This is a genomic window from Mesorhizobium sp. M7A.F.Ca.US.006.01.1.1, assembly GCF_003997935.1.
Lineage (GTDB): Bacteria > Pseudomonadota > Alphaproteobacteria > Rhizobiales > Rhizobiaceae > Mesorhizobium.
Window position 1 is genome coordinate 1 of sequence record NZ_RZQL01000192.1, and the last position, 14,128, is coordinate 14,128.

The 14,128-nt window shown below is 57.4% G+C and carries 10 protein-coding genes and 2 pseudogenes; 2 read left to right on the plus strand and 10 right to left on the minus strand.

The annotated features are described in order from the left end of the window. On the plus strand, window positions 1–1,155 hold a 1,155-nt coding region (locus EN943_RS27070), incomplete at its 5' end, for a TrbI/VirB10 family protein (protein ID WP_164778392.1). Window position 1,156: 1 nt separating this feature from the next. After that, window positions 1,157–1,379: pseudogene (locus EN943_RS38995) on the plus strand (DUF2274 domain-containing protein). A 28-nt stretch (window positions 1,380–1,407) separates the two neighbouring features. Here EN943_RS38995 and EN943_RS27080 read toward each other — a convergent pair. From EN943_RS27080 to EN943_RS27125, 10 genes and pseudogenes are all read right to left on the minus strand, one after another. Further along, a pseudogene (locus EN943_RS27080) lies at window positions 1,408–2,280 on the minus strand (LysR substrate-binding domain-containing protein); the annotation flags it as partial. A gap of 22 nt (window positions 2,281–2,302) precedes the next feature. After that, window positions 2,303–2,938, minus strand: a complete 636-nt coding sequence (locus tag EN943_RS27085) for an acyl-homoserine-lactone synthase (RefSeq protein ID WP_127415331.1) — start codon at window positions 2,936–2,938, stop codon at window positions 2,303–2,305. 232 nt (window positions 2,939–3,170) lie between these two features. Continuing rightward, entirely contained in the window at window positions 3,171–3,893 is a 723-nt protein-coding gene (locus tag EN943_RS27090; RefSeq protein ID WP_127415332.1) for a LuxR family transcriptional regulator, read from the minus strand. 477 nt (window positions 3,894–4,370) lie between these two features. Beyond that, entirely contained in the window at window positions 4,371–6,011 is a 1,641-nt protein-coding gene (locus tag EN943_RS27095) for an ABC transporter ATP-binding protein (RefSeq protein ID WP_127415333.1), read from the minus strand. A gap of 8 nt (window positions 6,012–6,019) precedes the next feature. Further along, on the minus strand, window positions 6,020–6,874 hold the full coding sequence (locus tag EN943_RS27100; protein WP_245475994.1) for an ABC transporter permease: 855 nt from the start codon (window positions 6,872–6,874) through the stop codon (window positions 6,020–6,022). 29 nt (window positions 6,875–6,903) lie between these two features. Then, on the minus strand, window positions 6,904–7,878 hold the full coding sequence (locus EN943_RS27105) for an ABC transporter permease (protein WP_127415335.1): 975 nt from the start codon (window positions 7,876–7,878) through the stop codon (window positions 6,904–6,906). 100 nt (window positions 7,879–7,978) lie between these two features. Continuing rightward, a complete protein-coding gene (locus EN943_RS27110) occupies window positions 7,979–9,574 on the minus strand; it encodes an ABC transporter substrate-binding protein (protein WP_127415336.1) in 1,596 nt (531 codons plus the stop codon). Window positions 9,575–10,235: 661 nt separating this feature from the next. Then, window positions 10,236–11,771 (minus strand): PLP-dependent aminotransferase family protein, encoded by a 1,536-nt coding sequence (locus EN943_RS27115; RefSeq protein WP_164778393.1) that lies wholly within the window; start codon window positions 11,769–11,771, stop codon window positions 10,236–10,238. Between the two features lie 502 nt (window positions 11,772–12,273). Further along, window positions 12,274–13,317 carry a tartrate dehydrogenase gene (locus EN943_RS27120; RefSeq protein WP_127415338.1) on the minus strand — a complete coding sequence of 348 codons (1,044 nt, stop codon included), beginning with the start codon at window positions 13,315–13,317 and terminating at the stop codon, window positions 12,274–12,276. 125 nt (window positions 13,318–13,442) lie between these two features. Next, window positions 13,443–14,128: amidase family protein (locus EN943_RS27125; RefSeq protein ID WP_245475993.1), on the minus strand; the 686-nt coding region annotated here is incomplete at its 5' end.

Genomic DNA, 14,128 nt, shown 5'->3' on the forward strand with positions numbered 1-14,128 from the left:
GCGCCAGGTCCCGAGCCCATGCGTCTGCGTCGGGAGCCGCCACGCGTCACCCGCCTGTCCCGGCGTGTGCTGGCCGGGCTCGGCCTGGTCGCCAGCCTCGGTGTTGGCGGCGCGCTGATTTACGCGCTGCAAACACGTCATGGTGGCCACGGCAACGAGGAACTGTATTCGACCGACAACCGCACCACGGCGGACGGACTTGCCGGGCTCCCGCGCGACTATTCCGGAGTGGCAAAGCCCGACGTTCCACAACTAGGACCGCCGCTTCCAGGTGATCTTGGGCGTCCCATACTCAGCGCCCAGAACCGTGGGCAGCCCGTCGCAGGCGTAAGCGCCGAGGAACAACGGCGGCTCCAGGAGATCGAAGCCGCGCGCACCAGCCGGCTGTTCGCCGGCACCGAAACGCGGTCCGCACCGGCCACGCCGGCGCCCGCGTCGGGCGAAACGTCGGCAATGGGGTCGCCGACGCTCGCGGGCCTTGACCTCGCGCCGCAGCCTGCGACCCCCACCGCGCAGGAACGACAGGTCGCGTTCCTCAACGCCGCCACTGACCGCCGCACGGTCAGCCCCGATCGCGTTGCAGCGCCGGCATCGCCAAATATCCTGCAGGCGGGTTCAATCATCTCGGCCGCCCTCATCACCGGCATCCGGTCCGACTTGCCCGGCCAGATCACCGCGCAGGTGACAGAGAATGTTTATGACAGCCCAACCGGGCAGATACTCATCGTCCCGCAGGGCGCGCGGCTGATTGGTCAGTACGACAACGGCGTTGGTTTTGGTCAGCGCCGCGTGCTGCTGGTCTGGAACCGCATCATCATGCCGAACGGTAGGTCCATCGTGCTGGAACGGCAGCCAGGCGCTGACTCTGAAGGCTATGACGGCCTCGAGGACGCTGTCGATTATCACTGGCGCGAACTCTTCAAGGCCGCCGCGCTCTCCACGCTGCTCAGCATCGGTGCGGAGAGCGGATCGTCGAGTGGTGAAAGTGATATCGTTCGCGCGCTGCGCCAGGGCGCGTCCAACAGCACTAGCCAAATCGGGCAGCAGATCGTTGGCCGCCAGCTCGATATCGCCCCGACGCTCACCATTCGGCCGGGCTTCCCCTTTCGGGTGATCGTCACCCACGATCTCGTCCTTGAGCCCTACGGAGGTTGACATGGCGAAGCTGAAACTTGGGGCAATTGCCAGCGACAAGCCGGTCAAGATCTCGATCGATCTGCCGGCAGCCGTTCATCGCGACCTTATCGCCTATGCCGAGGTTCTCGGCCGAGAGACTGGCCAGACTGTTAGCGAACCGGCCAGACTGATCGCCCCGATGATCGAGCGCCATGGCGACCGATCGGGCGTTCTCGAAGGCGCGGCGGATTCGGCAGTTCTAGTTGACAGCGAAGGATAGCGCTCCTCCAACAGCTTGAGGAAGTTCACGAGCGCCGGGTTGTCGTTGTTCCTCTGCCAATAGGCGGCGTAGCTGATCCGGCTTGGGCCATTGCCATCCTGCACATCGCGATAGACGACGCCGGCGTACCTGGCACCGATGCCAGCCTCGCACATCAAGCTGACCCCTAAGCCCGCGCCCACCAGACTCATGACGCCTTCGCGGCTGACGTCCTGGCCGGCAATCTTTGGCTGGACGCCGGGCGAAGCCAGTTTCGCCAGCAAGATGTCGCGAAGTTCGGGTCCGGGATCGCGCTGGCTCAGCAAGAAGGTTTCGCCTCTGAGGTCGGTCCAATAGACGATCTCCTTCCCGGCCAGCGGATGGCTTTCGGGAACCGCAACCAGGACGCGTTCGCCCCACAAGGCCATTGTTCCTCCTGCGCGAACCGCGGGCTCGCCGGTGACGATGGCAACGTCGAGCGTGCCACGCTCCAGACCGTCGAAAAGGCTCGCCCGCGCTCTTTCGGCCATACGGATTTCGACCTGCGGAAATCGTCGTCCATATTCCATCAGGCTCGCGCGCAAATTCCCGGCCGACAGCGACGTGTAGAAGCCGATCGTAAGCCGGCCAGCCTCGCCTCGGCCCGCGGCCTTGGCCGACGCCATCATGTGGTCCAGCCCATCGACCAGATGCCGGGAAGCGCGCAGGATTTCAGTGCCGGCGTCCGTAAGCCGCACGCCGCTACTCGATCGCTCGAACACGGCGACGCCCAGACGATCCTCCATTTGGCCGATGCGGCGGCTTAGCGATGACGGCTTGACGCCAAGCGCCTCCGCCGCGCGGCGGAAGCTTCCGTAGTGCGCGGCGGCGACAGCGTAGCGAAGATGACGTAGTTCGATGGCCATTGTCGACGAGCAGCAGCCGTGCTCATGCCGCCAGTTGGGCAGAGCGGGTCGCCAAAACAGGCCCTTGGATCTGCCCAACCTCACGTACGCTCGTCAGCGCGGATTCAGTGATCGGCAGCTTTCCGGCCAGCGCCTTTGTGTCGTCAATCTGCATGGGCGGAGCGAAGCGCTCCAACGGCCATCCAGCCCGTCTCAAAATACGCTCAAATCGAACGTCCGTTACGGTGACCACAGTCTCTTGGCCGTTCGCTAGCCCCCATTCAAGGATCCCCGCAAGCAGGCTGAATGTCGCGTCACGGAGGCCAGTTGCGCTCACGCTGTCCGCAGAGCTGGTATCCACACAGAAGCGCGAGCTTTCGAATATTTTGTCGCTGCGCGGAGAGGGATTCGAACCAAGTAGCGCTGGGAAGGTATTCGCCAGCATCGTTGGCCCTGTTGTAGGAAGCAGCCTCGCACAGCCGACCACCGAGCCGCCGTCATCGACGGCGAGGATGTAGGTCGGCTTGAGCGCGTCGTAAGCGTCGATCTCCATATCGCCCGAAACAGAAACATCCCAATTCAGACGATCCCGAAAAACGCGATAGCGCAGGCGGTGCATCCCCGCGATCAGATCGGCAAATTCAATATAGTCCGAATGAGTAACTACAACTATGCGCATGGCAGCAGGCTCCTTTGTTTGTGAGAAACAAAGAGCACGGCGAGCAAAGCGGCGTAGCTGTAGGGTCTTACAGGGCGGCAGCGCGAACGAGGCTCTAGCGTAAAATTGGCGAGGGGTGGCCACTACTACAGTTGCAGTAGGCGCGGCATCAACAGGAGAGGTCGATCAGATCGAGCAGATTAGGGCGTCAGAACGCCCGCATGACCAGATGGGAGCAGAGTCGATCGCTTTGTCAGGACAAGATGAGGCCGCGGTGTGCGGCCTCGGCTACCGCCTGCGCCACCGTGGACGCGCCGAGCTTCGACCGGGCATTTTCGAGATGGAAGACCACGGTTCGCGTGGTGATGCCGAGAACCTTCGCGGTTTCGGGCATCTTCTTGCCGCGTGCCGCCCAGGAAAGGCACTCCCGCTCCCGTTGGGTGAGCGGCGCGTCGGCCAGGCGGGTCAGGCCTAGTTGGAGTTTCGCGTAGACGTGCGCATGATAGTAGAGAGCCGCAAGTTGCAGGGTATCCATCATTTCAGTTGAACGAGCTTCGAGACTTGCGTCTCTGTTGCCTGCGAGCGTGAACGCGGCGAAGCGGCCAAAGCCTCCCCGGATTGGAACAGTCGCACCACTATGAATCCCGAATTTGGCGGCCTCAGCAAAAAAGCGCTGCTGAGATGGTGATGGCAGCCGCAGCGTCCGCCGATCCCATTGGAACAACCGCAGCGATGATCGAGCGAGCCTGACGACAGGGTCAATATCTTCGAATCGTTGCTCGATGTACTGCCGCGCCCATGAACCTGGATATGAAGAAAGAACCTTTAGCGATGGTTCTGAAAACCCAAGATAGGCAAACCATCTGTAGCCCAGCCGAGCCGCTAAACGATCAGCGGCACCCTTTAAGCCAAACTCGTCGCTAGCCGTCTCGAGTGCATCGACAAATTCCCGGAATGCGAGATCGAGAACAGTCATAGGTATCTGAGCCACTTTGCCATCGCGCTTCCCCCATTTGGGAAAACTCTCGCGAACATCTGCATGCGATTTCTCTTCAAACGTTGCATCAGCTCTTATCGCCTATCTCGTCGCGCGAGCCGTTCAACTAGCCTCTGCACACGTCCATCGACTTCAGGCACGATGCCTGTCAGCGCCAACGAGACCGTCAGATGCGGAAAGACCGTGCGCAACAGATCCTCGTCAGTCATCTGTAGCTTCATCGCATCTCAGTGAAGATGCTGGGTCAGTTCCCAGTGGAAATCTACATTTCGGGCGTCGGAGAGAGATTCCGAGAGGCTCTCAACGACACGAGATACAGTCCGGTTACCCGGAGGATTTTGGTCGATGCACAAGATGTCTCGCTTTAACACGGCAAGTTAGCGGCGGGCGGGAATGACAAGCAGGGAGGCGCCTAGCATCTCTTGGTTAAACGCGACACCATCCCGTTGAAATCTCTCATGCCGCAAATACTATCTTTCGCCCGGTCAGCTTTTTGTTCAGCCAGTCGGGATCCATCTCCGGCACAGACGATAGCAATTCCACGGTATAAGCATTGCGTGGTGCGTCCAACACCTCGGACTTCGGACCGGATTCGACAACTCGTCCGCGATGCATGACGACGACATCGTCCGCTATGGCTCTGACCGTAGAAATATCATGCGTGATGTAGAGATAGGACATTTGAAGCTCTTTTTGCAGCTTCAGCAGCAGCTTCAGGATTTCTCCCGCGACCAGTTGGTCGAGCGCGGACGTCACCTCGTCACAGATTATAAGCTTCGGATTGACAGCCAACGCACGAGCTATGCAGATGCGCTGCATTTGACCACCGGAAAGCTCACCGGGGAGTCGGTCCAGGAACCTACCATTTAGCTCAATCATATCGAGAAGTTCACCGATACGCCGCCGTTTGGCAGCTCCGCGAAGACCGAGATGAAACTCCAGCGGGCGCCCGAGTATATCTCCGATGCGCCGACGAGGATTGAGTGCCGTGTCGGGAATCTGGTATATCATTTGAATGGATTGCAGAAGTGACTTTTCCCTGTCCCGGTAGCTCGCCGGCAACGGCTTTCCATCGAAGGCGATTGTGCCAGCATCGAGGGCCTGCAAGCCGGAAATGGCGCGAGCGAGTGTCGATTTGCCCGACCCGGATTCGCCGACAAGTGCGACCGTCGTGCCCCGTGGGACATTAATCGATACGCTTTCCAGAGCCTTGACGGAGCCGTAGGAGACACTGACATCATTTACCGTGAGTAGGCTGTCGCTTGTTCGACTTTCTTCCTTGAACAGTGAGCGAACTGCCCACAATGATTTCGTATAGGCCTCCTTGGGATCGGCAAGCATGGATCGCGTCGAAGACTGCTCGACGACAAGCCCATGCCGAAGAACCATGACCCGATCAGCGATCTGCGCTACAACGGCTAGGTCGTGGGAAATATAGATGGCGGCCGTGTGGAATTGCTTAACCACTTCCTTGATCGACGCAAGCACCTCGATCTGTGTGGTGACGTCCAACGCCGTGGTTGGCTCATCAAAGATGATGATGTCGGGACGGCAAGCCATCGCCATAGCCGTCATCGCACGCTGCAACTGGCCGCCCGACACTTGATGTGGATATCTAAGGCCAAACGTCTTGGGACTCGGCAGGTGCAAACGCTCGAATAGCTGAATCGCCGCTTTCTCGGCCTCGCGCCGAGTTCCTGCCTGATGCGAAAGCGCGGCTTCGACATACTGGTCTATGAGACGGTGCGCGGGATTGAATGATGCGGCGGCTGACTGGGCGACATAGGCGATGCGAGCGCCCCAGATACTACGGAGTTCGCGGTCGCCGCACTGGGTCAGATCCTTGCCGTCAAACGTAATGGTACCGCTCGCAATGCGGCAGCCAGGACGGGCATATCCCATAGCGGCAAGTCCGATCGTCGATTTGCCGGCGCCGGACTCGCCGATCAGTCCCAGAACTTCTCCCCGCTTTAGAGAAAGGTCGACACCTTTGACGATTTCCTGCCATCGATCGTCGCCTTTCGCTTCGATGCGAAGGCCGCGAATTTCCAGAACGGTCGACGATGGCTCGCGCGAAATTCGGTCCACGTTACTCATCTCCGACATCATTCCTTCAACCCACTCGACTTGTGCAACAACCAGTCAACCACGAAATTTACGGCTACCGTCAGCACTGAGATTGCCAGCGCTGGCAAAAGTGGCGTGATATCGCCGTAGTTGATGAGCGTCGCATTTTCCCTGACCATAGAACCCCAGTCGGCCGTAGGTGGTTGAATTCCGAGGCCCAGAAAAGAGAGCGAGGATATTGTCAAAAACACGAAGCAGAACCGCAATCCGAATTCGGCAACGAGTGGTGGCAGAATGTTCGGAAGAATTTCGCGTGTTGTAATCCAAAGGATTCTTTCTCCCTGGAGACGGGCTGCCTCAACGTAATCCATCAGGACTATGTTCATTGCTACGGCGCGTGTCAGACGATACACGCGCGTGGAATCCAATATTGCAATGATGATGACCAAGTTCACCGCTGAGCTCCCAAAAATGGACAGTAGCATCAACGCGAAGATCAACTGCGGAATCGCCATTAGAACATCGATGAGACGCGACGTCAGTTGATCGATCCATCCACCCAAGAGTGCTGCCAGCAGCCCCAGCCCGCCACCGATGGAGAATGACAGGACCGTCGTTGCGAGTGCAATGCCGATCGAGTTTCGCGCGCCGAATATCAGGCGGGAAAGCATGTCGCGCCCAAGTTGATCCGTTCCGAAAAGATGTTGGGCGGTCCAGGGAGCGTACTGATCGCCAACGATGGCTGATTCAGCGTAGGGCGCTATCAGCCCACCGAACACCGCCAGAAATAGATAAATCAGAATGACGACCATCCCGAGGAGGGCGCTGATGGGTACGCGGCGTAGTACCCGCCAGAAGCGACGGATCCGGATGCCTTGGCTGTCCAGATACATTTGGTCGTCGCCGGAAGCATGTATCTGGTTCATCGGGGATGCATCATCTTTGGGTTGGTTATGATCGAGACGATGTCGGCGATCTGATTGAGGATGATGTACGTCGCGGCGAATATTAGGGCGCAAGCCTGAACGACGGGGATATCCCGCGCTGCAACGCTGTCGACCATAAGTTGTCCGATGCCTGGATAGACGAACACAACTTCGACGACGACGACGCCTGCGATCAGGTACGCACAGTTCACAGCGACAACGATGGCGATCGGCGCGATAGCATTGGGCAGAGCGTGACGAGCGATGATCCTGCTTGGCTTGACGCCTTTCAACCGCGCCATCTCAATATACGGGCTCGCGAGCAAGTTGATGATTGAGGCGCGGGTCATTCGCATCATGTATGCCAAACTGACGAGAACCAAGCCCATGACCGGCAGCGCGCAGCTTTCCAGACGTTCAAGAAAAGGGGTGTCGGGCGTGACATTTGAAAGAGAATGAAAGAGGTTGAAGCGTACAGACAAAAAAAGCATCAAAATGTAGGCGACGAAAAAGTCGGGCACGGAAATAGTCGTCAGCGTTATCAGATTGATAAAACGGTCGAACAGGCTGTTGCGGTAAAGTGCCGCCAGCATTCCTAGGCCGATCGAAAGTGGCGTTGCGATAAGAGCTGCCAGACCTGCTAGGAACAAGGTGTTCCACAGACGTGGCGCTATAAGCGACACAACGGTTCGCGCCGTTCCAGAATCCAAGTATTCGGAGCTGGAGAAGGAGCGTCCAAAGTCTCCGTGCAAAATGCCTCCGAGCCAGTAGACGTATCGGATGACTGCCGGTTGATTAAGCCCCAGCTGCGCCCGGAACGCCGCAACTGTTTCCGGCGTGGCGGAATGGCCTAATATAGATGTCGCGAAATCGCCAGGTAACATCGTCACGGCAGAGAAAACGAGTATCGACACAATAAACAGCGTGAGAAGCCCGAGGCTTATGCGCGCCAAGATCGTACGGATGACCATTTTTGTTTGATACCCTTGGACGGATACTCACAGACACCGCCCTTGTGGAAAGGAACCGGGCCAGATCACAAAGAGCGCTGGCCCGGCACGCGGCTATCGATTACGCGAACCACCAACGTTTTGCGATCTTCAGACCGTCACCACCCCAGTTCGAGGCAACATCGCCGTGCGCAAGCTTGTCAGAATGTGCTTCCACAAAGTTATTGAAAACCATGACGACCTGACCGGCGTCATCGTGCACCAACTGTTGCATTTCCGCGTACATTACGGCGCGCTTGGCGTCGTCAGTTTCGCCCCGAGCCTGGACAAGTAATTCATTGAACCGTGGGTTTGCCCATTTTTCGGCGTTCGAAGGAGCACCTTTGGCGTAGGCTTCGGAGAACAGCAGATCGATCGTCGGCCGGCCGCTCCAATAGTCGGCGACCCAAGGTTTCTTGCCAAAAACGTTGTTCCAATACCCGTCGTTGGCTTCGCGGATGACGTTGATGTTGATCCCCGCTTTTTTTGCGCTTTCCTGGTACAGAACCGCTGCATCGATTGCGCCGGTGAAGGCCGTTTCTGCCACGGAAAGATCGACATTCAACGTCGTCAGGCCCGCCTTCTTGAGATAGAATTTTGCCTTGTCGACGTCGTATTGGTAGCGCGGCAATGGATCCGCGGCGAATTTCACTGTGCTGGCGATAGGATTGTCGTTGCCAGGCACGGCATGTCCAAGAAAGACTTTCTTGGCGATTTCTTCCCGATCCATTGCCCACTTTAGAGCCATTCGCACGTTCACGTCGTCGAGCGGCTTGGCTGTCGTATCCATCGTGAAGACGTAGTGACCGTAGCCCTTGACTTCGTTGATTTTGATGCCGGGCCGCCGCTGGAGCAGACTGAGCGTCTTCAGGTCCGGATTGTTGATCCAATGGACTTCGCCCGTCGTGAGCGCGTTGACGCGGGCTGAAACATCGGTGATCGTAATAAACTCCACTTCATCGAAGTGCGGCGCGCCAGTATCATAGAAGTTAGGATTGCGCTTCAATCGTGCTCGAACACCAGGCTCCCAAGATTCGAATACAAAAGGTCCCGAGCGGATATTAGACGCGAAGTCTGCACTTCCGTCCGGATTTGCCGGCATAATCGGCAGGTGCGGATCACTCACCAGATATGGGAAATCCGCGTTACCGCTTTCGAGCTCGAAAATCACGGTGGATTTGTCATCTGCGCGGATATTTTTGACTGAAGCGAGCACGGCCTTCATCGCCGATTTTGAATCCGGGCCCATGTGATGGCGGATGGAAGCAGTGACGTCTTCGGCTGTAACATCCTTGCCGTTATGGAAAGTTGCGCCTTTACGCACCTTGAAGGCCCAGGTGGCGGCGTTGTTGGAGAACTCAAAACTCTCGGCCAAATCCGGCTGAATATTACCCTTGGCATCGACCTCGGTTAGGCTGCTCGAGAGCGTGCCCCACAATGGAAACTGCGTGCCTTCGTCGATATAGGCTGCGGGATCATTCGAGTCCGTTGTCGAGCCGCGCGAGACGCCGAATTTTGCATGCCCGCCCTTCTTTGGCTCTGCGGCGAAGCCAGCAGACAGGAGCATCGTATCGGCGACCGATGCGATAACGCCGAGTGCGGCGAGCCGCCCCAAAAATTCACGCCGTGAAATCCGGCCTTTGGCCACCTGCTGTTTCCAGTATTCCATTTCACCCATATCGCCCTCCAGTGCGCATTCAGTTGAGAATTGCCTTATGTCGTCTTCAACTCTCGGCGATGCCCGGCTAGGGGTCCTAGCCGAATTCGCCACCAGGATCGCCAAAGCGACACCAGCGGGAGTTTGCCAAATATTCAGGAGTGGTTGATGGTGAAAAGTCCAGTTCGGTTCTAACGCGCGGGCCACTGCGCCGGACGCGTCCAGAGACCCATCCGCGACTAGATCAATGCGCGGCGCGGAGTTCTCGGGATCAGCGACTAACCAATTTATGGCGGTTCGAATCACGCTGACGTCGAGCCGGCGTGAGCGTGATCTTGAGGCCGCGTGTGGCTATGCCCCGATGGGCTGGCCGGCGGTGCAGGCCAAGTTTCCGGGAAAAAGTTCGTCGCCACGGTTGATCGTCGGCCAGCCTGGCTTCGGGATCAAAGTCGTTCGGGTGCGCGGTCTCAGCGTATACATGTCAGCTGCGCGACGCCGCCTTCGTCCGAGGCTGCCAAACAGATAATTCATGCCCTCGAGTGCCAGCGCCCTTATCGCGCGCCTGGCGGCGTTGTTACGTGCAAGTTATCCTAGTCGAGAGGCCACCTGAATACCGGGGTATCCGCGGCGGCATTGCAGGACTGACCTTGTCGCCAAGTTCGATCAACGCCGAGCAAACGCGTCATGAGGATTCCTCCGCGGCCGTGATTATATTCTGCATATCGCGAGTGGCTTGCACAAGCCTATTCACGGCGCTTGGTATGCGCTCCAAGGGCAGCCGGCCAGTGCCAATAATGATGCCGGGACGCGGTTTCACGTTAAAGGAGAAGGAGGATAGAGCGAACGCAGGGATACCTAGCTTTCGCGCGCGTTCCGCGAGTATAACATCATTGTTGCCAATCCGTTCGTCGCGTAGGCCGAGAGGCTGGAACAAAGCTGGCGCATTCTTAAAGACTTCGAAGGCGCCGTCCGCGGTCGCCTCAATCGCCGCTACGAAAGTGGACTGCCGTTCACGATAAATGCGGCGCATGCGGCGGACATATGAATCGAGATGTCCCTTCTCGATGAACTCCGCCAGAACGGGCTGCAGATTCATTGAGGGAAAATAGTCAACATAAAATCGCAAGCGAACGAGACGACGCGCAAGTTCTGGATGGCAGATGATATATCCAAGGCGCAATTGCGGTGAGATCGACTTCGAAAACGTACCGAGATAAATCACGCGGTCATTTTTGCCCAGGCTATAGATCGGAAGAATAGGGTGACCATCTGCAATAAGTTCACCGTCATAATCATCTTCAAAAATCCATGCACCGGAACGGTTTGCCCAGGCTAATAGATGAAGGCGCCTTTCGAGTGCCAGCGTTGCGCCGGTCGGATAGTGGTGAGAGGGCGTGACCAGTGCAACCTTCGCATCCGGTGCCAACTGCTCCGCGACGTCAACCCGTAGTCCATGATGGTCCACGGGTACCGAGACTCTTTTCAATCCTAGGGCTGATACTAGCGTCGCCGCTTTTGGTCGACCAGGATCTTCCACCCAGACCTCATCGCCCGGGTTGAGGAGAGCCCTGAGAAGAAGGTCAACGGACTGCGTCGTCCCAGAAGTAATGAGGACCTGCTCGGGAGTTGCTCGAATTCCACGAGTGCCATGTACGAAAGTGCATATGGCCGACCGAAGCCGGTCGTAGCCCTGTGCGCTTGTCACGTGCAGCAATTCGCGTTTCGGATTTGACCAGATCGAGGCGTAGATCTTTGTCCATAGTGTATAAGGAAAACATTCCGCATCTGGAGCGCCAAAAATCTGCAACGGATCTTCCTCGTCGCGGTCAATCCTTCCGCGTTCCAGAATGTCGGCGAACTGACTCTGACGTATGAAAGCGTCGGTCGGCCCTGCAGACGGATTGGAACCGGCCGCCTTCAGGGCGGTCTCGACCAATTCGGAGACGAAAGTGCCTACACCGTGGCTGGCTGAGAGAAGACCTTCGGCGATAAGAAAATCATAGGCGGTCGCAACCGTATGCCGGGAACAGCCGAATTCCGATGCGACCAGCCTTGGAGATGGGATGGAAGCGCCAGCGGGAATCACCCCTTCGAGAATCAGTTGTTTGATCCCGGCATAAAGCTGCAGATAGACCGCCCGGTTGGATGTCTTGTCGATGCGCACTCCAGGCAGAAGCGAAGCCTGGGCACTCATCTTGGGCTTACGTCTAATCGGCATTCTCGCTCCACGCTTAGAGAACATCATTGACCTCTCATGCCGAGCACTGGCAAAGCATCCCCAATCCAACTGGCCTTTCGGATCTAGTGGAAAACGATACCCTAGCATGCCACCTGAGCCTTACAAACCATCCCTCACCTTGAATAAGCAGGAAAAGTTGACGGCGAGGAGCGAGCACGGCCCGCAGCGGATCGAGGTTCTGCCGAAGGTTGTTAATGGCGGATGACGCTGGCGACGGCGGCACATGTTCTTGCTTCAGCACACGCCAGATGCCTCGGCTGCTGACCCGCCCCTTCAACTGGCGCAGCTTCAATCTGGCAAAGGGCCATCGGCCGCCCGTCCAGCAACATCGATGAGGGTATACGGAATTACGCTGTTGTCCTCGTGCGAGAAGCTGCACCCGACTGGACTGAGATAGCGCCCGCGCTTTGCAATGGCACCACCATCGCTTTAAGCCGCCGATCTCGGGCTCCAACTTAAAATCTATGAAAATCGTCTTCAATCAGACAAGAGCCGAGATCAAAGCAGCTGTTATCGCTTCTGTCTTGTCTTTTCCCGCTATAACGCCGATGCCGCCTTCAGTCACTCTTTCGATGGCTCTCATGATATCGGCTGCAGCGTTTGCTTCTCCGAGGTGATCGAGCATCATCGCTGTCGACCAGATCGTCGCAATCGGATTGGCGATGCCGAGGTGAGCAATGTCCGGTGCCGAGCCATGCACCGGCTCGAACATCGAGGGTGCGCTGCGATCAGGGTTTATGTTTGCGGAAGCGGCAAATCCCAAGCCGCCCTGTATCGCTGCGCCGAGATCAGTCAAGATGTCGCCGAAGAGATTGGACGCAACGACAACATCCAAGACTTCGGGTGCCATCACCATGCGTGCGGCCATGGCGTCGATGTGGTAGCTCGTGACTTCAACGTCAGGATATTCAGCCGCGAGTTTTTCGGTGATTTCGTCCCAGAAAACCATTGAATATTTCTGCGCGTTCGATTTCGTCACAGAGGCAAGCTTTCCGCGGCGTTTACGCGCCTGTTCAAAGCCGAAACGCAAGATCCGCTCGACGCCTTTCCGCGTGAAGACTGATGTCTCGACAGCGACTTCATCCAGCGTTCCGATATGGACTCGGCCACCGGCGCCGGAATATTCACCCTCCGTATTCTCGCGAATGCACAGGATGTCGAAGCCACCTGATCGCAAAGGGCCTTTAACGCCTGGCAGGAGGCGATGGGGCCGTAGATTGGCATATTGGACGAACGCCTTGCGTATCGGCAGCAGCAGACCATGTAGGGAAATGGAGTCCGGCACCTCGGCGGGCCACCCGACAGCCCCCAGCAGTATTGCATCATGGCCGCGCAATATTTCAATGCCATCCTCGGGCATCATTAAGCCCGTTTCCTTGTAGTAGGCGCAAGACCACGGGAATCTCGTCATCTCCAATTTGAAATCCGACCGCTGGACGACCGCCTCAAGAACGCGCCGGGCTGCGTCGACAACAGGGACGCCGATGCCATCGCCAGGTATCACGGCTACCGAATAGCTTTTCATAATTCTCTCTTTCCATATGATCACGCGCGTCGTCATAAACGTTGCGGCGATGCAGATATTGAAGACCGTTTTGGTCGTGTGCTAGACGCCGACGAGGCTGAGTAGCCTGGCCAAGCATTTAGCCTTTACCGAGCCCTCTGTTGCCTACGGTCAGCGTCACGAAACATGGAAGGGCGCAGCCGCCAGTCTGTTGCTTGCTCGAACGCAAGGCCAATGCGTAACGCTAGCCGTTCCTGGTTCTCTCTGCACACAATCTGTAGTGATGTCGGGAGACCTTTGGCGCTCTTTCCGTTTGGTACTGCGAGACCACACATCCCCAAGTCATTTACAAATCGAGTGAAACGTACAGGCCGCCTAGTCAAATCGAGCCCATCAATTTCAAGGGCTACGGTTTCTGTCGTCGGTGTGAGCAACGCATCGACACCAACGAGCGCATCGGAGATTTGGGCTTTGAATCGGCTTACGAGTTCGAAGGCATCCAAATATTGTCGGGGGGAGATGGCGCGCCCGGATGAAATGCCTGCGCGTACACTCTCGTCGATCAACGAAGACGTGTCATCGATCAACTCACGGAAATAGGCATAAGCCTCTGAGTTCATAATCGTTGAGTGTGGCTCGCGGCAATCGTCGAATCGAAATGGAACGTTGATCTCGACAATCTCCGCGCCAAGGTTGCTTAAGGTTTCCAATGAGTGGTCGTACGCTTCAAGAACCTCGGCTTCGACGCCATCCCTTTCCGCCTTTGGTATGGTTGCCAGCTTCAGCCCCATGACCCCGCCTCCCAATGCGCGCGAGATGCCACTTACGGTGC

Coding starts and splice junctions, on each gene's coding strand:
- EN943_RS27110 (WP_127415336.1), bottom strand. CDS start 9,574: ATGGGTGAAATGGAATACTGGAAACAGCAGGTGGCCAAAGGCCGGATT.
- EN943_RS27105 (WP_127415335.1), bottom strand. CDS start 7,878: ATGGTCATCCGTACGATCTTGGCGCGCATAAGCCTCGGGCTTCTCACG.
- EN943_RS27100 (WP_245475994.1), bottom strand. CDS start 6,874: ATGTATCTGGACAGCCAAGGCATCCGGATCCGTCGCTTCTGGCGGGTA.
- EN943_RS27120 (WP_127415338.1), bottom strand. CDS start 13,317: ATGAAAAGCTATTCGGTAGCCGTGATACCTGGCGATGGCATCGGCGTC.
- EN943_RS27090 (WP_127415332.1), bottom strand. CDS start 3,893: ATGACTGTTCTCGATCTCGCATTCCGGGAATTTGTCGATGCACTCGAG.
- EN943_RS27085 (WP_127415331.1), bottom strand. CDS start 2,938: ATGCGCATAGTTGTAGTTACTCATTCGGACTATATTGAATTTGCCGAT.
- EN943_RS27095 (WP_127415333.1), bottom strand. CDS start 6,011: ATGAGTAACGTGGACCGAATTTCGCGCGAGCCATCGTCGACCGTTCTG.
- EN943_RS27115 (WP_164778393.1), bottom strand. CDS start 11,771: ATGCCGATTAGACGTAAGCCCAAGATGAGTGCCCAGGCTTCGCTTCTG.